The 24,197-nt window shown below is 62.6% G+C and carries 18 protein-coding genes; 5 read left to right on the top strand and 13 right to left on the bottom strand.

The genetic code is table 11. The features are described from left to right. Window position 1 precedes the first annotated feature (1 nt). The 5 genes from HHL24_RS37160 to HHL24_RS37140 form a co-directional block, all read right to left on the bottom strand. The gene (locus HHL24_RS37160) at window positions 2-1,111 is read right to left on the bottom strand and encodes a porin (protein WP_169490281.1); all 1,110 of its coding nucleotides are present in this window, start codon (window positions 1,109-1,111) and stop codon (window positions 2-4) included. A gap of 466 nt (window positions 1,112-1,577) precedes the next feature. Beyond that, window positions 1,578-2,444, bottom strand: a complete 867-nt coding sequence (gene rsmA / locus HHL24_RS37155) for a 16S rRNA (adenine(1518)-N(6)/adenine(1519)-N(6))-dimethyltransferase RsmA (protein ID WP_169490279.1) — start codon at window positions 2,442-2,444, stop codon at window positions 1,578-1,580. A gap of 130 nt (window positions 2,445-2,574) precedes the next feature. Then, window positions 2,575-3,585, bottom strand: a complete 1,011-nt coding sequence (pdxA, locus tag HHL24_RS37150; RefSeq protein ID WP_169490277.1) for a 4-hydroxythreonine-4-phosphate dehydrogenase PdxA — start codon at window positions 3,583-3,585, stop codon at window positions 2,575-2,577. 5 nt (window positions 3,586-3,590) lie between these two features. After that, window positions 3,591-4,955 (bottom strand): peptidylprolyl isomerase, encoded by a 1,365-nt coding sequence (locus tag HHL24_RS37145; RefSeq protein ID WP_169490275.1) that lies wholly within the window; start codon window positions 4,953-4,955, stop codon window positions 3,591-3,593. Window positions 4,956-5,022: 67 nt separating this feature from the next. Beyond that, window positions 5,023-7,389, bottom strand: coding sequence for an LPS-assembly protein LptD (locus HHL24_RS37140; protein ID WP_169490273.1), 2,367 nt, complete (start codon window positions 7,387-7,389; stop codon window positions 5,023-5,025). Window positions 7,390-7,611: 222 nt separating this feature from the next. Here HHL24_RS37140 and HHL24_RS37135 point away from each other — a divergent pair, with 222 nt between their 5' ends. Then, window positions 7,612-8,688 (top strand): aminoglycoside phosphotransferase family protein, encoded by a 1,077-nt coding sequence (locus tag HHL24_RS37135; RefSeq protein WP_169490271.1) that lies wholly within the window; start codon window positions 7,612-7,614, stop codon window positions 8,686-8,688. A gap of 3 nt (window positions 8,689-8,691) precedes the next feature. After that, window positions 8,692-9,405 (top strand): N-acetylmuramate alpha-1-phosphate uridylyltransferase MurU, encoded by a 714-nt coding sequence (gene murU, locus HHL24_RS37130; protein WP_169490269.1) that lies wholly within the window; start codon window positions 8,692-8,694, stop codon window positions 9,403-9,405. Window positions 9,406-9,508: 103 nt separating this feature from the next. Here the strand turns inward: murU and HHL24_RS37125 are convergent, their stop codons facing one another. Further along, window positions 9,509-11,398 carry an ABCB family ABC transporter ATP-binding protein/permease gene (locus tag HHL24_RS37125; RefSeq protein WP_169490268.1) on the bottom strand — a complete coding sequence of 630 codons (1,890 nt, stop codon included), beginning with the start codon at window positions 11,396-11,398 and terminating at the stop codon, window positions 9,509-9,511. A 322-nt stretch (window positions 11,399-11,720) separates the two neighbouring features. On the opposite strand from HHL24_RS37125, the gene HHL24_RS37120 reads away from it, so the two are divergent. Continuing rightward, window positions 11,721-12,116, top strand: coding sequence for an acyl-CoA thioesterase (locus tag HHL24_RS37120; protein WP_169490267.1), 396 nt, complete (start codon window positions 11,721-11,723; stop codon window positions 12,114-12,116). A gap of 183 nt (window positions 12,117-12,299) precedes the next feature. Here the strand turns inward: HHL24_RS37120 and HHL24_RS37115 are convergent, their stop codons facing one another. Further along, entirely contained in the window at window positions 12,300-12,638 is a 339-nt protein-coding gene (locus HHL24_RS37115; protein WP_169490266.1) for a DUF4148 domain-containing protein, read from the bottom strand. Between the two features lie 214 nt (window positions 12,639-12,852). Further along, window positions 12,853-13,758: a LysR substrate-binding domain-containing protein gene (locus tag HHL24_RS37110; RefSeq protein WP_169490264.1), complete on the bottom strand. Its 906-nt coding sequence runs from the start codon at window positions 13,756-13,758 to the stop codon at window positions 12,853-12,855. A 160-nt stretch (window positions 13,759-13,918) separates the two neighbouring features. Here HHL24_RS37110 and HHL24_RS37105 point away from each other — a divergent pair, with 160 nt between their 5' ends. Further along, complete coding sequence (locus tag HHL24_RS37105; RefSeq protein WP_169490263.1) at window positions 13,919-14,533, top strand: glutathione S-transferase; 615 nt, start codon at window positions 13,919-13,921, stop codon at window positions 14,531-14,533. A gap of 30 nt (window positions 14,534-14,563) precedes the next feature. Here HHL24_RS37105 and HHL24_RS37100 read toward each other — a convergent pair whose 3' ends face one another. Together HHL24_RS37100 and HHL24_RS37095 are read right to left on the bottom strand one after the other, a co-directional pair. Continuing rightward, complete coding sequence (locus HHL24_RS37100; RefSeq protein WP_169490261.1) at window positions 14,564-17,674, bottom strand: sensor domain-containing protein; 3,111 nt, start codon at window positions 17,672-17,674, stop codon at window positions 14,564-14,566. Between the two features lie 303 nt (window positions 17,675-17,977). Beyond that, window positions 17,978-18,454, bottom strand: coding sequence for a nitrate reductase associated protein (locus HHL24_RS37095; protein WP_169490260.1), 477 nt, complete (start codon window positions 18,452-18,454; stop codon window positions 17,978-17,980). 158 nt (window positions 18,455-18,612) lie between these two features. Between HHL24_RS37095 and fdhD the strand changes: the two genes are divergently transcribed. Next, window positions 18,613-19,452, top strand: coding sequence for a formate dehydrogenase accessory sulfurtransferase FdhD (gene fdhD, locus HHL24_RS37090; protein ID WP_169490258.1), 840 nt, complete (start codon window positions 18,613-18,615; stop codon window positions 19,450-19,452). Window positions 19,453-19,499: 47 nt separating this feature from the next. Here the strand turns inward: fdhD and HHL24_RS37085 are convergent, their stop codons facing one another. The 3 genes from HHL24_RS37085 to HHL24_RS37075 all read right to left on the bottom strand — a co-directional run bounded on the left by HHL24_RS37085 (window position 19,500) and on the right by HHL24_RS37075 (window position 24,178). Then, window positions 19,500-20,270 (bottom strand): enoyl-CoA hydratase, encoded by a 771-nt coding sequence (locus HHL24_RS37085; RefSeq protein WP_169490256.1) that lies wholly within the window; start codon window positions 20,268-20,270, stop codon window positions 19,500-19,502. A 137-nt stretch (window positions 20,271-20,407) separates the two neighbouring features. After that, on the bottom strand, window positions 20,408-21,607 hold the full coding sequence (locus tag HHL24_RS37080; protein ID WP_120347548.1) for an acetyl-CoA C-acyltransferase: 1,200 nt from the start codon (window positions 21,605-21,607) through the stop codon (window positions 20,408-20,410). Window positions 21,608-21,742: 135 nt separating this feature from the next. Continuing rightward, window positions 21,743-24,178 (bottom strand): 3-hydroxyacyl-CoA dehydrogenase/enoyl-CoA hydratase family protein, encoded by a 2,436-nt coding sequence (locus HHL24_RS37075; RefSeq protein WP_169490255.1) that lies wholly within the window; start codon window positions 24,176-24,178, stop codon window positions 21,743-21,745. Window positions 24,179-24,197: the final 19 nt, after the last annotated feature.

The raw sequence follows: 24,197 nt of genomic DNA, 5'->3' as shown, positions 1-24,197 counted from the left end.
CTCAGAACTGATGCCGTATACCGGCCATCAGGCCGATCTGACTACCCTTCTGCGCAAGCCCGACACCGTTGACACCTTGCAACTGTGCGCCGATCAGGTCGCCCCGGTATAGCGAGTAATCGCCTTCCAGATAGACATCGGTACGCAGGGACAGGTTGTAGTCGGCGACCAGTTGGTACTGCCATGCCGAACCGTCCTGCGCGGCGGTTTTGCCGTCCTGCAGCGTGCGCCAGACGTTCGCGGCGAAGTGCCACGCCCTGCCGACCTGCTGCGTGATGCCGCCCATGATCATGCGACGCCGCGAAAAGTCCGTGTACTTGAGCGCAGCCAACGCAGGCGCGGTGAACGGCCCGTTGGCGAAATTCGAAAAGCCGGCGTCATTCTGATCGACGATATAGCCGACGGAGAACCGGGTCATGTTCCACGTGTAGGACCCGCCGAAGGTCCACGCTTTCGCGGCTGCACCGTTGACCGAATCTTTCGACTCCTGATACGCGCCGCCAAAGGTGAACGGGCCACCCGGTGCATAAGCGGCCGCCACGCCAACCTGGCTGCCGTACGAATTGCCCGCGTTGCCGCCGAATGCGTAGCCGGCGGCAAGATGGAAACCGGCATATTTCGCCTGGTACTGCACCTGATTGCTGGTCCAGATACCGCCGGTCATCGTCACTTCCGGCTGAAAGCTGAAGTCGTACGGAATCCAGAGATTGCTGCCGTAGCCGCCGATGGTAATGCCCTCGATCATCACGTTGTACTGACGGCCAAAGATCACCTGACCATAGGAATCCGAGCGCACGCCCACTTGCGCTTCATTGAAGAACGGCAAGGTGGGATCGCTTTGGCCACCATTCATGTAGAAGCGGTTTTCGAGTTTGAAGAATGTAGACCAGCCCCCGCCGAGATCCTCGACGCCCCTTATGCCCCAGCGGCTCTCCGTCATGCCACCGTTGCCGAGCCCGACCGACGAATCGCCAGCGCTGTTTGCGTGAGTCAGATACCGCACACTTTCGTCGATGACGCCGTAGAGCGTCACGCTCGATTGAGCATGTGCCATTTGGCACGCCAACGCTGCGGGCACAACTGCCATCGCCCACCTGCTTACGCTCTTCATTTAGTCTCCTCGCCCAGATTCCCGCTTTTCACGGATATTTCGACACCGCCACGCCTGATGCAAAGTACCGGCACGCTTGTTCATTTGAGGCCGCGCAAATCGACAGGTGCGGTGCAGAGTCAGCATCGGAGCCTTGCACGACGGCCAATCCACGCTGTTTGAATAAGCTGACGAAATGCGCGTGGGTGAACCTTAGCGCGAAACAGGGGCTGTAAGAAAATAGACTGACGTAAGTGTTGTTATGTCATCGAAGTGCTTGCAGCTCGTAACAAGCACGCGTAGGCGGTCGGGTCATCGCATCGCGGGCCGGATGGTTTTGATATCGTATGACCTATAACCGCAGCGCTGGCGCTGACCGGCATTGCGCTGGTCAATGCGCCGGTGAAACGGGTTGCTGCTTAAGGAGTGGGGAGTTTCACGCGCGCTGCAGGACGCAGCGCGCTTCCTTCAAGACGCTGCAACGAACTCAGGCGTCGCCGGTCTCGGCGGCCGCGGCGCCGCGCGACGGCGAAGCCGCCACGATCTGCGCCACACGCACATATTCGGCCACCGGCACGTCTTCGGCGCGGCGTTGCAGATTGAAGCCCAAGGCCTCGAAATCCACCGAGTCACGAAACGCGGCCAACGTGTTGCGCAGCATCTTGCGCCGCTGCGAGAAGGCCGCCGTCACCACTTCGCCGAGCACGCGCTCGTCCACCGCTGGCAATTCATGCAGTTCGTAAGGAATCATCCGCACGATTGCCGAATCGACTTTCGGCGGCGGGTTGAATGCTTCGGGCGGCACATCGAGTTGCTTGTCGATCACGTAGCGGTATTGCAGCATGACCGACAGGCGGCTGAACGCCTTGGTGCCCGGTTCCGCCACCATGCGCTCGACGACTTCGTTCTGCAGCATGAAATGCTGATCGATCACGCGATGCGCGAACGCGGTCAGATGAAACAGCAACGGGCTCGAAATGTTGTACGGCAGATTGCCGACAATGCGCAGCGACGCCTTCTCACCCGGCGCCGCCAGCGAGCCGAAGTCGAACGCGAGCGCATCACCCGCATGCAGTTCGAGCAGGTCGCCAAATTTTGTCTTAAGACGGCCGATCAGATCGCGATCCAGTTCGACGGCATGCAACGGCGCTTCGGGCGTCGCCAGGCGCTCGATCAGCGGCTCGGTGAGCGCGCCGAGCCCCGGCCCGATCTCGACCATGCGCTCGCCGCGCTGCGGCCGGATCACGTCGACGATCGAATCGATCACGCCCATATCGACCAGAAAATTCTGGCCGAAACGCTTGCGCGCGATATGGCCTTGGTGCCGGCCCTGCTGCTGTCTGCTGGTGGACATCGAAGAAACGCTAAGAAAGAGAACTGCTTAAGAAATAGGAACAACCCGGGACAAACCAGGAACACGCGCAACGACCGCGAAAACGGCAAGCAGCGAAAAGCGCGTACGAAACCGCGCCGCGACTGATGGATCAGCCCGCGCGGCGGTGCTGCGCCATCGAAACCGCCGTATCGATCGCGGCGATCAGACTGCCCGCGTCGGCACGGCCGGTACCGGCCAGATCGAGCGCGGTGCCGTGATCAACCGAGGTGCGGATGATCGGCAAGCCGAGCGTGATATTGATGCCTTCGCCGAAGGTTGCGTACTTCAACACCGGCAGACCCTGGTCGTGGAACATCGCCAGCACGCAATCGGCCTGTTCCAGATACCGCGGCTGGAACAGTGTGTCCGCCGGATAGGGGCCGGGCGCGTCGATGCCTTGCTCGTTCGCGAGCTTCAGTGCCGGAGAAATTACCTCGATTTCCTCGCGGCCCAGATAGCCGTTTTCGCCCGCATGCGGGTTCAAACCCGTCACGAGGATGCGCGGCGCGGGCAAACCAAAGTGGTGGCGCAGATCGTGATCGATGATCCGCAACGTCTCGACGATCCCTTCGATCGTCAGCGCGGCGGAGACGTCTTTGAGCGGCAGATGCGTGGTAGCGAGCGCCACGCGCAACGGGCGCTTGCCGGTGCCAGCCAGCATCATCACTACACGCGGCGTGTGCGTGCGCTCGGCCAGATATTCCGTATGGCCGGTGAACGGCACACCGGCGTCGTTGATGGTGCTTTTTTGCAGCGGCGCGGTAACGATCGCGTCGAACGTGCCGGCCACGGCGCCATCGATCGCGCTGTCGAGCAGATCGAGCACGTAGCGGCCGTTGGCGGCGTTCAGCTTGCCTGCCAGCGAGGGTGCGCCGAGCGGCCGGTGCTGCACCCGCACGCGCTTGCCGTCAGCCACCAGCGCGACCCAGTCGACGCCTACCGCGCGCGCGCGGTCAGCCAGCAAATCCGCATCGCCCAGCACGGTGAACTGTGCGCCGGGCCAATGCGCCGCCGCGCCCGCCAGCGCCTGCGCGGTCAGCTCGGGGCCGACGCCGGCAGGCTCGCCGGTCGTGATCGCGATCTGCAACGGCAGGCTGGTGGACTGCGCGGCGGTTGTCATGATGTTTATTGCGCGCTCGCAATCGTGGGCTTCACTTCCACGTAGGCGGTGTCGCGCAATTCGCGCAGCCAGTCTGCGTAGGCCTGTTCCGCCTTGCGCTGACCGATCGCCTGACGCGCCAGATCCATCTGCTGCGAAACCGAGCCTTCCGATTCTCGGCGGCCCAGCACCTGAATCAGGTGATAGCCGTATTCGCTGCGCACCGGGTCGCTGATCTGACCGTCCTGCAGGCTGTTCATGGCGCGCTCGAATTCCGGCACCGTCTCGCCCGGGCTGATCCAGCCGAGGTCACCGCCTTGCGACGACGAACCGTCTTGCGAGTAGGTGTGAGCAAACTTCGCGAAGTCGCCGCCTGCTGCGATCTGATTCTTGATTTCGAGCAACTTCTGACGTGCTTGCGGCTCGGACATGCCGTCGCCGACGCGCAGCAGAATGTGGCGAACGTGTGTCTGCACGAGCTTCGGTGCATCGGAGCTGGTGCCCTGGCCGGCGCGACGATCGACGAGGCGCACGATTTCGAAGCCGTCGTTGGTGCGGATCAGATCCGGATTGACCTCGCCCGGGCGCAGCGCCGAGGCGGCCTTGACGAACTCAGGCGGCAGCTTGGACGGCGGCAGGAAACCCGTATCGCCGCCTTTCGACGCATCCGGTGCTTGCGAATTCGACTTCGCCAGCTTTTCGAAGTTGGCGCCGCCCTTAGCTTCAGTTAGCAGGGCCTGAGCCTTTTGCTGCGCGGCTTCGATGTCGGTTTCCGAGGCGTTCATCGGTGCCTTCACGAAGATGTGCTGAAGCTGCAGATCGCTCGTCAAGCCGGAATTCGGGCCGCGCTGGCTGGCGATGTAGTTCGCGACCTCGGCGTCCGACACCGTGACCTTGCTGTCCACTTCCTTCTCACGCAGACGCGAGAGCGTGAGCTCCGTGCGCGCGTCACTCGTGAAGGTGGTCCAGGGCACGCCTTGCGCCTCGATACGCGAGCGATACACGTCGAGCGTCATGTTGTTCGCCTGCGCGAGCCGCTCGAGCGTTTTCTGCACGGTGGCGTCGTCGATATTGATGCCGTCTTCTTTCGCCTTCTGCAACTGGATGCGTTCCAGCACCATCTGGTTGAGCACCTGCTGGCGCAACTGATCCATCGGCGGGACCGGCGCGTTCTGCTGGTTCAGCCGGCGGGTGATCAGGCCGATACGCTCGTCGAGCTCGCGCCGCGTGATGACACCGTTGTTGACCACTGCGGCGATGGTGTCGACCGTCTGGCCGCCATTGCCGGACGACAGCGCCTGCGCCTGTACCGGCGCGACCGACAGGAAAGACGCTGCGGCGGCAAGACCGGCCGCAAGCGTTGCCAAGCGAAGCTTTTTCATGATTGCCACAGATACTCCAATGATGTCGGGCGCGCCTGGCCCGTCTTTTCGCATTCTATAAATGATCGGGCGAGCGTCATTCGTAATTGGTGAAACGCGCTTCCGGCGGCGGCGGCGGCGGCAACGGCGTATAGCCCGCCACGCTGGCGCGGAACGCGGAAATCAGCCCGTTGTCAACGCTCGACAAGCCCTTGAACGTCAACTGAGCAAGAAACCGCGTGCCCGTCTGCTGCTGGGACGAAGTGTTCACCCCGTTCGCATAGCGCTGAATCCCGGCGCCGAGCGTCCAGCAGTCGGCGTCGTATTGCAGACCGACCAGACCGTCGACGATCCGATGGCCGCCCAGGTCGTAATTGAAACGGCCGACCCCGTACACACGGTGCGTCAACGGCCACTGCCCCGAAATCAGCACCTGGTTGATCGGCTGGTTGTCCAGCGTGGTGTTCGCGCGCGTGTAGCGATATGCGACGTTGATCACCTTGCCGCTGGCCGGACTGAACCCGAAGCCGACGCTCGTCTTGGTCAACTGGTCGTTGTCGGCATTATATTGGAACGCCGTTTCCGAAGCGAAACCGGCGCCGAGCTTGAGGGATGCACCCAGAATCAGGTCCGAATGCGTTGCCTGCGTGCTGGTCTCGCCCGGCTGCAGCGTGACGCGCTGATCCTGGAAGTAGTACTGCTGCGCAATCACGAAACGCGCGCGTTCGTCGCCCGTGGCCGGGTTGATGAAGCGCGTGGTGATAGCCGCGGTCAGACGGTTCGCGTCGGCGATCCGGTCGTTGCCGACGAAGGTGTTCGGCGTAAAGATTTCCGCCAGCCCGAAGTCGGAGTCGGCCGTATCGAACAGCGGCGCCTGCGATTGATTGCGGTACGGCGTGTAGACGTAGTAAAGCCGCGGCTCCAGCGTCTGGATGTAATCCTGACCGAAAAGCCGCACCGACCGATCGAACACCAGGCCGGTATCGAAGCTCAGCGTCGGGATCGATTCAGTGAAATTCTTCGGCGAGCCGGCCGGCAGGTCGCTGCCGATATTGCTCAGGTTGTACGACGCAAAGTGCCACTGCACCTTCGGCGTCACGAAGTAACCGGGCCCGACCACCGAATACGACAGGTACGGGTTGAACATCACCCGCTGACCCTGCGTGGTGTCTGCGGTAGTGATGCGGAAATTCGAGTAGTCGGCTTCCGCGCCGTAATCGAAGCCGCCGACGTTGTACTTCGCGTACTTCACGTTCAACTGCGGCTCGCGGCCGTACGGCGCCACTGACGGTGTCAGCGTCTGCCAGTGCTGTTCGCGGGCGAGCACCGACCACGGGCCGTTGTTATAGGTCAACCCGGCTTCCTGTTGATACAGGAGCTGGGTGCCGTTCATGAACTGACTGACCGACGACGACAGGTCTTCCGGATACGTGTTGTCCGAGACCTTGTTGTAGTAGATGTAACCGCCGAACCCGTCGCCGAAATTCTGGTTGTGCTGGATGTACAGCGCGTAGCGATTCGTATGGGTCAGGTGGTCATCCGGCAGGAATTCACCGGTGATCGAGCCCGAATACGTGGGCGACAGATAATGGAAGGTCGACTGCAACTGCACACCGCGCTTCGAGATCAGACGCGGTGTGACCGTCAGATCTCGATTCGGCGCGATGTTGAAGTAATACGGTACCGACAGTTCGAAGCCGTTCGACGAACTCAGCGAGAACGTGGGCGGCAGGACGCCGCTGCGCCGGTCGCCCGACAGCGGGAACGACAGCCACGGCGAAGCGAATACCGGCACACCCTGGAAGAACAGCACGCTGTTGTAGGCGACGCCTTCGTCCGCACCGGTATCGAAATCGAACTCACTGCCCTTGATGTACCAGGCCGGATTGTCCGTGCACGAGCAAGCCGTGTACGTGCCCTTCGTGAACACCGAGCGCTCGTTGTCGAGCAGGTCGACGCGCTCCGCGCTGCCCGAGCCACCCGTCACGTTGAAGTGGTACTTCGGCGCGGACATGAAGCCTTCGCTCGAGTCCACCCGCATATGCGCTTCCGGGCCGGCGAACGTGGCGCCGTTGTTGTTCAGGTGAACCTGGCCATATGCGTCGGCCATGTCCGTGTCCTGATCGTAGTGCAGCGCGTCGGCCTTGATCACGAAGGTGTTACGCCGCACCTCGGCCGAGCCTTTCGCGGCCATGTCCTGGTCGGTGGTGCCGCTGGTCGTATCGCCAAGTACGAAGGTGGCCGGCTTCTGGCCTGCCTGCAACGGATGTTCTTCGAGCTGCGGGGCGAGCTGCATGCCCCAGGGCGCGTCGATAGGCTGCGGCTGCGCGGCTTCCCCCACCAGCTGGGCGTGCGCAAGCGCGGGCATCAGGCCCGGAACGGCGATCAACGCCGCTACGAGCCGCCTTTTGCGCGGCACTGCGGCACAAGAGGGAGTCGTTTGGGAAAGCTGTCTAGGCGGCATGTATCGTTTGGCGAATCGGCCCGTCCGTCAGCTTTTGCAGTCACGATCCACCGCCTGCACACCCCGACCGTGACAGTCGGCTGCACATCAATATTTACAATCTGTCGAACGATGAGGCGGGCGGTAAAGCGGAACACGCGAAAGCTGGCGTGAGTCGCGTCAAAAAAGTCGTGGGGTATTATATGGCAAGACGTTGCCCCTCTGAATTTGCCGCCGGTTTTCATGACGCTGCCCCTTTCCAAAGACTCCACAGATACCCGCCTCGAATTACTCAAGGCCTGGCTGAACGCCCACGCAGCGCGCTATGCGCTCGAGCTCGACACGCTTGCCCCGGCTTCGTCCGACGCCAGTTTTCGTCGCTATTTCCGGCTCGCCGGTAAGGCGGCGGAAGGCGAAAGCGCCGGCACCCTGATCGCCGTCGATGCCCCGCCGCCCGAAAAGTGCCGCGAATTTGTGCAAATCGCGCAATTGCTCGAGGCCGCCAACGTGCATGTGCCACGCGTGCTGGAGGTCGATTTCGACGCCGGGTTCATGCTCGTCACCGATTTAGGCACCGATTCGTACCTCGGCGCGCTGACTGAGGCGCAAAGCGGCGACGACCCGCGCCGCGCCCGCTCGTTGATGCGCGACGCGCTCGATGCGCTGATCCGTTGGCAGCTCACGTCCCGCGAAGGGGTGCTGCCGCCGTTCGACGAAGCCTTCCTGCGCCGCGAGATGGAGTTGATGCCGGAGTGGTTCATCGGCCGCCATCTGGGCCGCGAGGTCGACGAAAAGACCCGCGGACTGCTCGATCGCACCTTCGCGCTGCTGATCGCGAGCGCCCGGGCGCAACCGCAGGTGTTCATGCTGCGCGATTTCATGCCACGCAATCTGATGATCGCGGCCGCCCCCCCCGTGAATCCCGGCGTGCTGGACTTCCAGGACGCGGTGTATGGCCCGATCACGTACGACGTCGCCTCGTTGCTGCGCGACGCCTTCCTCGGCTGGGACGAAGAGTTCGAGCTGGATTGCTTCGTGTACTACTGGGAGCGCGCGAAAAAAGCGGGCCTGCCGGTCGATCCGGACTTCGGCGAGTTCTACCGCCAGCTGGAATGGATGGGGCTGCAACGACACATTAAAGTGCTGGGGCTGTTCTGCCGGATCAACTACCGCGACAGCAAACCGCACTACATGAAGGATCTGCCGCGTTTCATCGGTTATGCCCGCAAGGTCGCTGAACGCTATGCGCCGCTGCGTCCGTTCGCGAAGCTGCTCGACGAGCTCGAAGGCCGCGCGAATGAAGTCGGCTACACGTTCTGACCGATGACGATGTCTCTGAAGAAAGCGATGATTTTCGCCGCCGGGCGCGGCGAGCGCATGCGTCCGTTGACCGACACGTGCCCGAAGCCTTTGCTGCCGGTTGGCGGTAAACCGTTGATCGTGTGGCAGATCGAACGCCTTGCGCACGCCGGCTTTCAAACCATTGTGATCAACCATGCGTGGCTCGGCGAGCGGATCGAAGCCGCGCTCGGCGACGGTTCGCACTGGGGCGTGCAACTGCGCTACTCGGCCGAGCATGAAGCGCTGGAGACGGCGGGCGGAATCGTGCAGGCGCTGCCGTTGCTCGAAGACGAGGGCAAGAGTGAAGTATTCGTCGCAGTCAGTGGCGACGTCTACGCGGATTTCGATTACGCGACGCTGAATACGCGCACCGAAGCGCTGAAGGCGCTAACCGGGCCGGGCATGCATCTGGTGATGGTGCCGAACCCGGCGTTTCATCCGAACGGCGACTTCGGGTTGGTCGACGGAACACTCTCGCTCGATGCGCGACCGCGCTTTACGTTCGGCAACATCGGTCTCTACGACACGCGCATGTTTCGCGATCTGCCGCGCGGCACGCGGCGCGCGCTCACGCCTTACTATCGCGAGACGATTGCAGGCGGTCTCGCGACCGGTGAGTTGTATGAGGGTTTGTGGGAGAACGTCGGTACGCCGGCGCAACTGCAGGTTTTGGATCAGCGCTTGAGTGCACGCTGAGTACAGCAAGGCTTGTTGAGCGGCACGTTGCGATAACGCGCCGCTCAACGTGCAACGAGCAAGGCGACGGCCAGGGCCAGGTTACTGAGCCGCCGCCGCTTGCTTAACGCCCGCCATCCCCCGCCCCTACCGTTTCCGCCGACTCCGACGCCTCTGCGGCACGTTGCTGCTGCAACGCCCACATCTGTGCGAACAACCCGTTCGCACGCAACAATTCGGCATGCGTCCCGCGCTCGACGATGCGCCCCTTGTCCATCACGATGATCTGCTGTGCGTGCACCACCGTCGAGAGCCGGTGCGCGATGATCAGCGTCGTACGCTCGCGGGCGATCTGATCGAGCTCATGCTGGATCGCGCGCTCCGAGCGCGAATCAAGTGCCGAAGTCGCTTCATCGAACAGCAGGATCGGCGGGTTTTTGAGGATGGTTCGCGCAATCGCGACGCGCTGCTTTTCACCGCCGGACAACTTCAGGCCACGCTCGCCGACCGGTGTCTCATACCCCTTCGGCAGCCCTTCGATGAACTCGTGAATATGCGCCGCACGCGCCGCCGCGATCACTTCCTCGCGCGCGGCCGACGGACGTCCATAAGCAATGTTGTAGTAGATCGAATCGTTGAACAGCACCGTATCCTGCGGCACGATACCAATCGAAGCACGCAACGAATCCTGGGTGACGTCGCGAATATCCTGACCGTCGATGGTGATCGCACCGCCCGTTGCCCGATCCAGATCATAGAAGCGGAACATCAGCCGCGCGAGCGTCGATTTGCCCGAGCCACTATGGCCGACCACCGCCGTGGTGCTGCCCGCCGGAATCGTGAAGCTCACGTCGTGCAGAATCTGCCGCGCCGGCTCATACGAGAAGTTCACATGCTCGAAGCGCACCTGTGCACCGCTCACCCGCAACTCGGGCGCGTCCGGCACATCGGGCACTTCCTGAGCCGCGCCAAGCAGCGTGAACATGCGGTCCATATCGGTGAGGCTTTGCTTCAGTTCCCGGTACACGACGCCGAGAAAATTCAGCGGAATATAGAGCTGCAACATGAAGGTGTTGATCAGCACCAGATCGCCGAGCGTGAGGCGCCCGGCCATCACGCCTTCGGTCGCGCGCCACAGAATGAATACGAGCCCCGTGCCGATGATCGCCTGCTGCCCGAAGTTCAGCGCCGACAGCGAACGCTGCGATTTGATCGCGGCCGTGCGATAGCGCTTGAGATTTTCGTCGTAACGGTGCGCTTCCCACTCTTCATTGCCGAAGTACTTCACTGTCTCGTAGTTGAGCAGCGAATCGATCGCGCGCGAATTCGCCTTCGAATCGAGATCGTTCATCGTGCGGCGAAAATGCGTGCGCCACTCGGTGACTTTCACGGTGAACGTGATGTACGCGGCGAGCGCAATGAACGTGACGATTGCGTAATACGCCTCGTATTTGACGACAAAAAAGCCGAGCACGAGACCGACTTCCACGAGTGTCGGCAGGATGCTGTACAGCGAATACGAAATCAGTTGCGTGATGCCGCGTGTGCCGCGCTCGATATCGCGCGACATGCCGCCCGTCTGCCGATCGAGATGAAACCGCAACGACAGCGCATGCAAATGGCGGAACACTTTCAGCGCGAGCTGCCGCACCGCGCTTTCGGTCACCTTCGAAAACAGAATTTCGCGCAGCTCGGTGAAAAGCGAGGTGGACAACCGCACCACCGCGTAGGCGACCACCATCAAACCGACGCCGCCGAGCAGCACCATGCCAGGCGAATCGTGCGCACGGCCGAGCGCGGTGAGATGCTTCACCGACGAGAGGCCGTCGATGATCCGCTTCATCACGATCGGCACGCCAAGATTGGCGACCTTCGCGCCAATCAGGCAACTTAGCGCGAAGCCGACGCGCCATTTGTAGGTGGCAAGGTAGGGCAGCAGCGACAGGATCGTTTGCCAGTCGTTGCGCGGCTGGGTCGAGATCGGTGAAGGTTCGGACGAGGGCGTACGGCGCATGGGATTGGCTGGGGAGAGTGTGGAAGCGACGGAGTTCGCAGCGGCGCACCGACTGGCAGCGTGCAAACCCGGCACCCTGCTTCATGTCGCGCGACCCGGCTGGGCGCTTTCCCGTACAATTCCTGATCTTTCTATTGTCGCAGAAGCTGGCTGGCGCCGCTTTTCATGGGCTGTCCGGCCACCGGTTGCACGTGGGCCGTGCGGCTGGCCGTACCGCTTGGGCCGTACCGCGGTGTGGTGCCGCTGTGTCGTGCAGTTGTCGTGAAATCCCCCGCCTGCCTGTCGAGCCGACGAAGCCATTACGAATTTCAAGGGTGCCCCGATGACCGATATTCTTCAACTCCCGCAAAAGCCTTGCGCGCTGCGCGTCGTGCCGCAGCCATCGGACGCGAATGTCCACGGCGACGTATTCGGCGGCTGGATCATGGCGCAAGTGGATATCGCCGGTTCGATTCCGGCAAGCCGCCGTGCCAACGGGCGGGTGGCGACCATCGCGGTCAATTCGTTCGTCTTCAAGCAGCCAGTGTTCGTCGGCGATCTGCTGAGCTTTTACGCGGATATCGTCAAGACGGGCAATACGTCGGTGACGGTGGCGGTCGAGGTCTACGCGCAGCGCATGAGCCTGACCGAAGACCTCGTGAAGGTCACCGAAGCGACCCTGACCTATGTCGCGACCGATAGCGACCGGCGCCCGCGCGCGCTGCCGGCGCTGGATTGAACGGCGGACATTGAACGAAAACGAGGCGCCTGAGCGCCTCGTTTAGTTTCACACGTTGTGTTTGCCAGGTTGCGTTTGCCGGGTTGCGTTTGCCGGGTTGCGTTTGCCAGGATCACCCAGCGCAAGCGCAGCGGAGCCGGCAACAGCTATCCGGCCCGCAACCGCTGTCCGGCTCGCAGCCACTTACTGACTCGCAGCCGCGCCCGCCGCCGCTTTCTTCTGCGCGTTCTGGAGATCCGTCGGATAGTTCGGATCGTTGCGCGACGGGTTATACCCGTTGCTCTCCAATTGCTTCAACTCGGCGTTCTTCTTCGCGCGCGCCTGCTTGCGGGCAGCTTTGCGTTCGGCCTTCGTGGTAGCCGCAGGTTTCGATGCGGCCGTCGGCTTCGATACATCCGAATCGTCGCCTGCCGGTCCACCACCACCGCCGCCGCTTTGCGCGAACGCCGGTGCAACAGAAGCCACGCTCAGTACAACCGATGCCAGCAGCACAGCCCATTTCTTTGCAGGTGAAGACGTCATTTTTCTCTCCAGTCGGATTGGCAGATATTCGACGGCGAAACGCCCATGACAGAGTGCGAGCAGCGAAAGGCGGGCGCAACGCCACGTGAATCGATGCTTCGTGGTTCCCGGTGAAGTCTGAGATGGGAAACTTGAATATATACGACTGTCACTCGCCCGGAAACCGGTAATCCCCCGCGAGCGGCGGCCTGCACGCGCCAATCGGCACAGAATCTCACGAGCCGCTACGCAAATAGGCGTCGACCTGCGCGTCGATCCACTGGGCGAAATGCGCCTGTTTCGCGTTCAGGATCTCGCGTTGCTGCCACACGAGCCAGTACGGATAGCGATACGGCACACGGATGTCCGTGATCTGCAGCAGTTCGCCCCGCGCCAGCGCATGGGCGACGAGGCTGCGCCGCTCGAGCGCGACGCCCTGCCCGAGCAGCACGGCGCCGATCACGATGTTCGAATCGTTCGCCGACAACACCAGCGCTTCAGCAGCCGGCTCGGCCACCTGCGCCGCCTGGCACCAGTCGCTCCAGGGCGCGTCGGGGCTCGAGATCAGCGGACACGCGAGCACGTCCTCGGCCGTGCGCGGAAACCGGCCGTGCGGCCCGAGCGCGAAATGCGGCGCCGCGACCACGAGCATGTCGTCGTCGAATAGTTTCTGTTGCGCAACGTCGGGCCAATGTCCCTGCCCCATGCGAATGCCGATGTCGCTCGTGCCCTGCCGAAAATCCTCGATCTGCAGATTCGTCAGAAGGCGCACGCGATAGTACGGATGCGCCTCGCGGAAGCCCGCGAGGCGCGGCACGAGCCAATGCTGCGCGAACGACGGCACGGTCGCGATCACCAGCTCGCTTTCGTGCGGACGCGCCTGCGCGCGGCGAGTCGCCTGCGTGATGTCGCGCAGCGCCGAGCGTATTTCGAGCGCGTAGAGCCGGCCTTCGTCGGTGAGCCGCAGGCCACGCGCTTCGCGCACGAACAGCGCGACGCCCATCGACTCTTCCAGCACTTTGATCTGCTGACTGACCGCCGAATGCGTGACATGCAATTCCCGCGCGGCCGGCGTGACACCGCCGAGCCGGGCGACGGCTTCGAAACAGCGCAGAGCGGTAAGCGGTGGAATGGGCTTCATGTAAGAAATTCTGACGTAAATCGTCGATTAATGTCGCTTTTTTTGCGGCGGCAAGACGATTAGTCTATGGTTTTAATACTCTGCAAGCTCGGCCTGGCAAGCGAATAACCGCACACTCGCCCGTCCGGGCTAGCCATATAGATCTTCTAACGGGAATGAGATGAAACTGATTGGAATGCTGGATTCGCCCTACGTGCGTCGCGTCGCTATCTGCCTGAAGTTGCTGAAGCTCGACTTCGAGCACCAGTCGATTTCCGTGTTCAGCACGTATGAGGCTTTCGCGAAGATCAACCCGGTCGTGAAAGCGCCAACCCTGATCCTCGACAACGGCCAGAGGGTGATGGACTCGACAGTGATCCTGCAGTACGTCGCCACGCTCGCCGCGCCGGATCAACGGATCTTTCCGTCACAACCGGAGCACTGCCTGCGCGCGGCACGCCTCACGGGCCTCGCGCTGGCCGCTTGTGAAAAGAGCGTGCAGATCGTCTATGAACGCAATCTGCGTCCGGCGGACAAACAGCATGAGCCGTGGGTCGATCGCGTGACCGCGCAATTGCACGCCGCTTACCGCGAACTCGAAGAGGACCTCGCGTCGGCGGCACTGCCGGTGGAACCGAACCATTTCGGCGCGGTGGACGTGACAGTGGCCGTCGCGTGGAATTTCACGCAGATGTTCTTGCCGGAGATCGTCTCCAAGGCGGCGCATCCACGCTTGCAAGCGTTTTCCGAGGTGGCCGAACAACTACCGGTGTTCCTCGACACGCCTGCTGTCTGAGACGCCCGCCGCGGGGAGCAAGGAGCCGAACTACACCGCCTCCGCTTCCCGCCCCACTCCCCCCTGAAACAACGCAGAAATTGCCTCGATCGACAACGGCTTCGCGAAGTAGAAGCCCTGCATCTCGTCGCACGCGCGCTCTTTAAGGAAGTCGAGTTGCGCCGACGTCTCCACGCCTTCAGCAATCACCTGCAACTTCAGCGAATGCGCGAGCGCGATGATCGCCGAGGTGATCGTTTCATCGTCGCCCGACACACCGATATCCGACACGAACGAACGGTCGATCTTCAAACGGTCCACCGGGAAGCGCTTCAGATAGCTGAGACTCGAATAGCCGGTGCCGAAGTCGTCGATGGCAAGGCCGATGCCGAGTGCGTGCAGCTCGTTGAGCATCGACACCGCCTCCTCGGCATTGCGCATGATGGTGCTTTCGGTGAGCTCGAGTTCGAGATACTGCGGCTCGAGCCCCGTCTCGGCGAGCACCTGCATGACGAGCTTCGCGATATCGCGCTGTTGAAAAACGCGCGCCGACAGATTCACCGATACCCGCGCCGGCGGCAAACCTTCGTCCTGCCACGCCTTGTTTTGGCGGCACGCCTCGCGCAACACCCATTCCGATAGCGGCCCGATCAAGCCGCTCTCCTCAGCGACCGGAATGAACGACGACGGCAGCACCAATCCGACTTCCGGATCGCGCCAGCGCACCAGCGCCTCGGTGCCGACGATCTGCCCGCTCACGATATCCACCTGCGGCTGGTAGTGCAGCAGGAATTCGTTGTCGCGCAAGGCGCGGCGCAAACGCCGTTCGAGATTCAGCCGCGCGCCCGCGCTCGCGTTCATCTCCGGCTGGTAGAACTGGAACGTATTGCGGCCCATGTCCTTCGCGCGATACATCGCGAGGTCGGCCTTTTTCATCAGCGTTTCCGCGTCTTCGCCGTCCTGCGGGAAAAGGCTCGCGCCCATGCTGCAGCCGACATACAGCTCAGTGCCGTCGAGCCACACCGGCTCGGAAATCGACGCGCGCACACGCTCCATCCACGCGATCAGCGACTGCTCGTCGACGGTATCGGTCAGCACGATCACGAACTCGTCGCCGCCGTGCCGCGCGACCGTGTCGCTGGTTCGCGTGCAGCGCGCGAGCCGCTCGGCCACCACGCTCAGCAGGCGGTCGCCGACGCTATGGCCGAGGCTGTCGTTGACGTTCTTGAAACCGTCCAGATCGATGAACACGACCGCGACGCCCTTGTGATGCCGCTGCGCAACAATCAACGCATGCTGCAGGCGATCGCGCAGGAGGTTGCGATTTGGCAGCCGTGTGAGACTGTCATAGTTGGCCTGGTATTCGAGCTGTTCCTGATAGCGGATCAGATCCGTCACATCGTTGATCACGCCGATGTGATGCGTGATCACGCCCTCCGCGTTCGGCACCGGTGCGATGAACAGCTGATTCCAGAACAGCGCGCCATCCTTGCGGTAGTTGCGCATCACCGCGCTCACCTCGCGGTTCGCGGCAAGCGCCTGACGAATCAACGCGACGCCTTCCTGTTCACGGTCGTCGCGCTGCAGGACACGGCAGTCGTGACCGATCACTTCGGCGGGATCGTAACCAGTGATACGCATGAAGGCGGGGTTCACGTACTCAATCAGATTGCCCGCCGGCGACGGCGCAGTAATCAGAATCGCGTTGACGCTGGCATCGAGCGCGCGGCTTTGCAGACGCAAAGCCAGATCGGCGCGCTTGCGCTCGGTGATGTCCGTGTAGGAACCGAGCACGCCGATCACGCGGCCGTCGCTGTCGGTGAACGGCAGCTTGCTCGTGACCGTGGTGCGATGCACGCCGTCGATCACCAGGTCGACCTCGAAATTCATTTTCGGCACGCCGGTGGTTACCACCTCGTTATCGTGCTCGTTCAACAAGCGGGCGAAGGCGCGCCACGGCATATCGCTGTCGCTCTTGCCCACTACCTGCTCAGGGTAAGAGAGCCCCGCATCGCGCGCGAATGCCATGTTGCAGCCGAGATAGCGGGACTCTTGATCCTTCCAGAAAATCCGCTGCGGAATATTGTCGATCACCGTCTCGAGCATCTGGTTCGAGCGCTGCGCTTCGGCTTCGGCGTTGATCTGTTCGGTGACGTCGTCGGCCAGCACGAAGAAGGCGGCGCGGCCCATGAAATTGAGCGCGTGATACGAAATGTCGGCACTGATCATCGAACCGTCTTTGCGCCGGTGGTGCCAGATACCCGCCATCGTGCGGCCGTGTTGCAGGACGTCGCTGCGCTGCAGGTGCGATTCGAGGCGCGAGATTTCGGAATTCGGCCGGATCGCGCGAATCGTCATGCCGAGAAATTCGCTTTCCGAGTAGCCGTATTGCTGGATCGCGGCCGCGTTGACAGCGAGAAAGCGCAGCGTCTCGCGATCGAAAATGTACATCGGCACGGGATGCTCGTCGAACAGGCCGCGAAAACGCTCGTCGTTGCGGCCAAGCGCGCGCACGGTGCGCAGTTTCTCGCGCGCGCGGCTTTCGCGGGCGCCGAACGTGAAGATCAGAAGCGCGCTGCCGGCCAGCATCGTCACGATCAGCAGAAACATGGCACGCTGGGTTTCATTCGCGGAAGCGGCGAGCGACGTCTGCAACGCCTCGTTCTCCTGCTTGCGCAACGCCGCCAGAGCGGCTTCCACGCGGCCGAGACCCAGTCCGAGATGCGTATAGGTCGACGCCGCCCACGCGCGCGGCTCGTTCGGCGTGGCGCTGGCACTCTTCAACAGCGCATCGTCGATATCGTGTTGCAGCGCGTGACTGTCCGCACTCAGTCTGGCGAGCGTCTCGAGCGTGGCCGGTTCGCCCGCGAGTTCTTTGCGCAACTCGCGCTCCAGGCCGGCCAGCGAGGTCGCCATCGCGGCGGCCTCGTTGACAGGCGCAGTCTCACCCGAGGCTTCGAAACGGCCGAGCGCGGCCAGCCCGCCGTCGAGCGCCGTATGGTAGGCGTCGAGATTCTGACGCACGCTCGTCGAACGCAGCATGCGCGCGTCGGCGTCGCGCTGACCGCAAATCTGCGTATAGGCGACGAACGCGTTCGCGCCGATCGCCACGGCGACGACCGCCAGATTGATCAGCAGCCGCTTCGATAAAAAAGGAGTCATGGGTTCCGAACGTCAATCGTTCTGAGGGCGGGAGCACGGGGTCGCTTTCGGTGCGTCGGGTCGCATCGAGTCGAGTCTTTTTACGCGCCAACCCATGGATAACGGCAGGGTTCGGAATAGATTGAGGGTGCTGGGTGAAATAATTCGCGGGGCGGCCCTCTGCGCGCCGGAAGGTCTCTTGGCCCGCTTGGAGACTGAAACGCGGCCGGAGGGTGAATTGAACCGGCCAGACTTAGCTGACCGAACCTAGCCAGCCCGCGCCTAGCCGGCCGCACCTAGCCGGTCGCACTTAGCCGGTCGCACCTAGCCGGCCGCACCGAATTCCCTCATCGCGGGAACGAAGTCGTGGTTGCCTTCCGGCTTGCGCGACAATTTGGCGAGCACGTAGCGCTTGAACGGGTCGAGTTCGGCCCACTGGGCGACGCCCGGCGACGGCAGGCCGGCGAGCCCCGCCTGGTGCGCGACGCCGTCCGGCACGCTATCCGTGCGGCGCCAGGCGGGCGCTTCCTCGGGCGTGAACCACTCCGGCTCGACATTCGCGTGCGTGCGCAGCATCTCGAACAGCGCGTGGTCGAAATTCGGCTCGATTTCCGCGTCGTCCTCGACCGGAAACCGCGCCAGCAGCTTGCGGTCTTCGAGCGGCAGCAACTGCCACTGGGCGAGCGTGATGCGCAGCCCGAAGCGATCGAGATTGAAGCGCACCGACATCGGGATGTAGGTGAAATTCTCCGAAGACGCGACTTCGAAGTTGAACAGAAGCGGTGCTTCGTTGAGTCCCATGACAGTATTCCTCTTTGGTGACGGGCAACGCGCAAGCCCAGCTTGAGGTATTTTAGAACCTTATTCGCGCGATAGCGGCGTGGTCTGGCACTGCTTCGCGCCGGCAGGCAAGGCTGCAAGCCGAAGAAAGGCGCGCAGCATGAAAGGAGTGAAGTAGCTTGAACGAACTGGAAACAGCAGGGCAGCCGGGCGCGGTGGAACGCCAGGTGCACCGGCATCGCGGCGCAGCGGTCGAAACCGTCACTGATCACGTCGGTCAGGAGTGGCCGGTGGCGCTCGTCTTCAACGGCATCTCGCACGCGGTGATGATGTGTACGCCGCGCGATCTGGAAGCGTTTGCAGTCGGTTTTGCGATTTCGGAAGGGATCGTGGAACGCGGCAGCGACATCCAGGACATCGAGGTCGAGCTGCACGACGATGACGAATTGCCGCATGCCCAAGTGCAATTGAAGGTGGTGCAGCAGGCTTTCGTCGCGCTGAAGGAAAAGCGTCGGGCGCTCGCCGGGCGTACCGGCTGCGGTGTATGCGGGATTGAAAGCATCGATCTGCTGGATCTGAAACCGGAGCGAGTGCCCGACACCGGCTTTCTGCAACGGCTCGCGCCAGATGCGATTGCTCGCGCCGCGCGTGAGTTGCCGGAACACCAGGCGCTGACGCGTCTGACCGGCGGCCTGCACGCCGCCGCATGGTGCGATGCGGCAGGCGCGATTCGCTACGCGTTCGAAGACGTCGGCCGTCACAACGCGCTCGACAAGTTGATCGGCCAGCTGGTGCTCGATCGCGCGGATACCCGAGAAGGTTTTGTGTTTCTGTCGAGCCGCGCCAGCTACGAGCTGGTGCGCAAAGCGGCGCGTGTCGACGTGCCGATGGTCGCGACGATTTCGGCGCCGTCGTCGCTGGCGATTGCGATTGCCCGCAAAGCGGGCGTACGGCTTGTCAGCTTCTGCCGGGAAACCAGCTATGTCGACTACGACACCTTGCAGCCGACGCAACCTTGAGCGTTCCAGGCGCCTGCGGTATTTTCAGGCGCCTGAACGCAGCCGACTCAGTCGAACTGGCGGAAGTCCGGCTTGCGCTTCTCGAAGAACGCCTTGAACGCCTCGCGTGCTTCCGGCGCGAGCAGCATCTTGCCGAAGTGCACCGCTTCCTCCGTTATCTGCGTTTGCAGTTCCTGCTGGCTCGCACGCTTCATCAGACTCTTCGTCACCCGCAGCGACGACGCCGGCAGCGCTGCCAGCTTCGCTGCTTGCGCGGCCGCGAATGCTTCGACTTCAGCCGCGGGCAACACGCGATTCACAAAGCCCATGCGTTGCGCTTCGGTGGCGTCGAATGCTTCGCCGAGCAGCAGCTTTTCCGCCGCCGCCTGATAACCGGCCACGCGCTGCAACAGCAAACTCGAGGCCGCTTCCGGACACAGCCCAAGCTGCGTGAACGGCAGCGAAAAGCTCGCCGTATTCGCGGCATAGACCAGATCGCAGTGCAGCAGGAGCGTCGTACCGATGCCGACTGCCGGCCCCGCCACCGACGCCACCACCGGCTTTTCCGCCGAACTGATGGCTCGCAGGAACTGGAATACCGGCGAGTTTTCGCCGCCTGGCGGCGTCTTCATGAAGTCTTCGAGATCGTTGCCGGCGCTGAAGATACCGGCACTGCCGCGAATCAGAATCGCCCGAATCGATGTATCGCCGTGCGCTTCGACCAGTGCATCGGCCATCGTCTGGTACATCGCGGCCGTGATCGCGTTTTTCTTGTCGGGCCGGTTGAAGGCAATCGTCAGCACGCCGTCGGCGCGCTCGACCAGAATATCCATCGTCATCTCCTCGTACTCCTGGTTGCTGCTGAATGGAAAAAACGGTTCGCAAGCCAGGCGGCCTGCGAACCGTTTCCGCGGTCCCTAGGGGATCGCTGCAGGGATCGCTCCGGCGACCGCCGCGGGGACCATGGCAAACACGATTACAGACGTTCGATGATGCCCGCCGCACCCATGCCGGTGCCGACGCACATCGTCACCATGCCGTACTTGAAGTTGCGGCGGCGCAGGCCGTGCACAACCGTCGATGCACGAATCGCGCCCGTCGCACCCAGCGGGTGGCCGAGTGCGATCGCGCCGCCGAGCGGGTTGATCTTCGACGGATCGAGACCGAGGTCCTGAATCACCGCCAGCGATTGCGCGGCGAACGCTTCGTTCAGTTCGATCCAGTCCATGTCCTCGATCTTCAGGCCGGCGGCCTTCAACGCGGCCGGAATCGCTTCCTTCGGACCGATACCCATGATTTCCGGCGGCACGCCGCGCACGGCGAAGCTGACGAAACGGGCGAGCGGCGTCAGGTTGAATTCCTTCAGCATCTTTTCCGACACGACGATCAACGCGCCCGCGCCGTCCGACGTCTGCGAGCTGTTACCCGCCGTCACCGAACCCTTGTTCGCGAACACCGCGCGCAGTTTCGCCAGACCTTCCAACGAAGTTTCCGCACGCGGGCCCTCGTCCAGCGCGACTTCACGCGTCTTGATCCGTACTTCGCCAGTGGCGAGATCCGGGAAACGCTCGGTGATCGTGTACGCGGCGATTTCGTCGTTGAACTCACCGGCTTGCTGCGCGGCGATGGCACGGCGGTGTGATTCGACCGAGAACGCGTCCTGTGCTTCGCGGCTGATCTTCCAGCGTTCCGCGACCTTCTCTGCCGTCAGGCCCATGCCGTAGGCGATGCCGATGTCTTCGTTGCGATCGAAGATATGCGGCGACATCGACGGCTTGTTGCCCATCATCGGCACCATGCTCATCGATTCACAACCGCCCGCGATCATCGCGTCCGATTCGCCGACGCGAATGCGGTCAGCCGCCATGGCCAGTGCGGTCAGGCCCGAAGCGCAGAAGCGGTTCACCGTGACGCCGCCCACCGTGTTCGGCAGGCCAGCCAACAGCGCGCCCATCCGCGCAACATTCAGGCCTTGTTCGGCTTCCGGAATCGCACAGCCGATGATGGCGTCTTCGATCACTTTCGTATCGAGGCCGGGCACTTGCGCCACGGCCGACTTGATCGCGTGCACCAGCAGTTCGTCCGGGCGCGTGTTCTTGAACATCCCGCGCGGCGCCTTGCCGATCGGCGTGCGGCTCGCGGCGACGATGTATGCGTCTTGCAATTGCTTTGTCATTTAAAGCTCCTATGTCGACGGGAGTTAGCGCTTTAGCGTCTACTCCCGTCCCATGCAGTCTCGTTGCGGTCGGCCAGAGTTGGCGCTTCAGCACTTACTCTGGCCCCATGCAATTTATTGCGGTCGCTCGCTGCGTTAGTTGCGTACCGGCTTGCCGGTCTGCAGCATGCCCATGATCCGTTCCTGCGTCTTTTGCGTGCCGAGCAGATCGACGAACGCCTGACGCTCAAGTTTGAGCAGCCATTCTTCGTCGACGAGGCTGCCCGCTTCCACGTCACCGCCGCACACCGCTTCCGCGATGCGGCTGGCGATCAGGAAATCGTGCTCGCTGATGAAACGGCCGTCGCGCATGTTGACGAGCGATGCCTTGATGGTCGCAATCGCCGAGCGGCCCGCCACCGGCACTTGCGTGACCCGCAGCGGCGGACGGTAACCCGCGGCGGACAGCGCGCGCGCTTCCTTCTTCGCGATGTCGAGCAGTTCGAACACGTTGAAGACGATCGTGTCGGACGGCTTCAGATAGCCCATCGCGCGGGCGTCGAGTGCCGAGGCCGAGACCTTCGCCATCGCCGCGTTTTCGAACGACTTCTGCACAAACTTCAGCAGGTCGTTGGTCGCGCCGGCCGCGGTTGCGGCTTCCGCTGCGCGCAGTGCCGCTTCCTTCAGACCGCCGCCCGCCGGCACGAGGCCCACGCCGACTTCCACCAGACCGATGTAGCTTTCGATGTGCGCGACACGCTTCGCGCTATGCAGCGCCAGCTCGCAGCCGCCGCCGAGCGCGATGCCCGACACAGCCGAGATGACCGGCACGCTCGCGTACTTCACGCGCAGCATCCCTTGCTGGAATTTCTTCACGAACGGCTCGATGCCCTTCGCGCCGCCCATCATGAACGCGGGCATGGCTTCTTCGAGATTGGCACCTGCGGAGAACGGGCCGCCCGGCGTGCCGAGTTTCAGCGACGTCGGCTGCCACACGACCAGACCCTTGTAGTCCTTCTCGGCCAGTTCGATGGCTTGCGTCAGACCGTCGATCACCGACGGTCCGATCGTGTTCATCTTGCTCTTGAACGATACGATCAGGACGTCGTTCTCGCCTGCACGGTCGTCGACCCACGCGCGCACGGCGTCGGTTTCGAACAGCGTCTTGCCGTAGGTCTTCGGATCAGCCGAGGTTTCGCCGACCAGCGGTGCGCGGAACACCTGCTTGTCGTAGACCGACAGCGACGAGCGCGGCACAAAAGTCTTCGAAGCCGGCGACCACGAACCTTCGTTCGTATGCACGCCACCCTTTTCAGCCACCGGACCTTCCAGCACCCACGACGGCAGCGGCACGTTCGACAGCGCCTTGCCTGCCGCGATGTCTTCCTGCACCCATTCGGCGACCTGCTTCCAGCCGGCCGTCTGCCAGCCTTCGAACGGGCCTTCGTTCCAGCCGAAGCCCCAGCGGATTGCCAGATCGACGTCGCGCGCGTTGTCAGCGATCGATTCCAGATGCACGCCGATGTAGTGATACACGTCGCGGAAAATCGACCACAGGAATTGCGCTTGCGGATGCTCCGATTCGCGCAGCAGCTTCAGACGTTCTGCCGGCGGGCGCTTCAGAATGCGGCCGACCAGTTCGTCCGCTTTCGCGCCGCCGTCAACGTACCCGCCCGTCTTCGGGTCGAGCACCTTGATCGCCTTGCCTTCCTTCTTGTAGAAGCCGCCGCCGGTCTTCTGACCTAGTGCGCCCTTCTTCACGAGTTCAGCCAGCACAGCCGGCGTTTCGTAGACCGGGAAGAACGGGTCGTCCTTCAAAGTGTCCTGCATCGTCTTGATGACATGCGCCATTGTGTCGAGACCGACCACATCAGCCGTACGGAACGTTGCGGACTTCGCGCGACCCAGACGGGAGCCCGTCAGGTCATCCACTTCGTCGAAACGCAGGCCGAACTTCGCGGCTTCGGTGATGACGGCGAGGATCGAGAAAATACCGACGCGGTTGGCGATGAAGTTCGGCGTGTCTTTCGCCCGCACAACCCCCTTGCCGACCACACTCGTCAGGAACGATTCGAGTTGATCGAGGATTTCCGGTCGCGTCGTCGCGGTCGGGATCAGTTCGACCAGATGCATGTAGCGCGGCGGATTGAAGAAGTGCACGCCGCAAAAGCGCGCCTTCAGTTCATCCGAGAAACCGTTCGACAGTTCGGTGATCGACAGACCCGACGTGTTGGTCGCGAAGATCGCATTCGGCGCGATGTGCGGCGATACCTTCTTGTACAGGTCGTGCTTCCAGTCCATGCGTTCGGCGATCGCTTCGATCACGAGGTCGCACTCGGCGAGCTTCTCGATGTCGTCGTCGTAGTTCGCGGGCTGGATGTATTGCGCGTCGTCCTTCACGCCGAACGGCGCGGGCGACAGCTTCTTCAGATTCTCGATCGCCTTCAGCGCGATCGCGTTTTTCGGGCCTTCCTTTGCGGGAAGATCGAACAGCAGCACGGGCACCTTGGCGTTGATCAGGTGCGCTGCGATCTGCGCGCCCATCACGCCGGCGCCGAGCACGGCTACCTTGCGAATGATCAGATTGCTCACGTCGTTCCTCCGGGGAGTT

Source organism: Paraburkholderia polaris (assembly GCF_012927345.1).
In the GTDB taxonomy this organism is placed as follows: Bacteria; Pseudomonadota; Gammaproteobacteria; order Burkholderiales; family Burkholderiaceae; genus Paraburkholderia; species Paraburkholderia polaris.
This window is presented reverse-complemented; position numbering and strand designations above follow the sequence as displayed.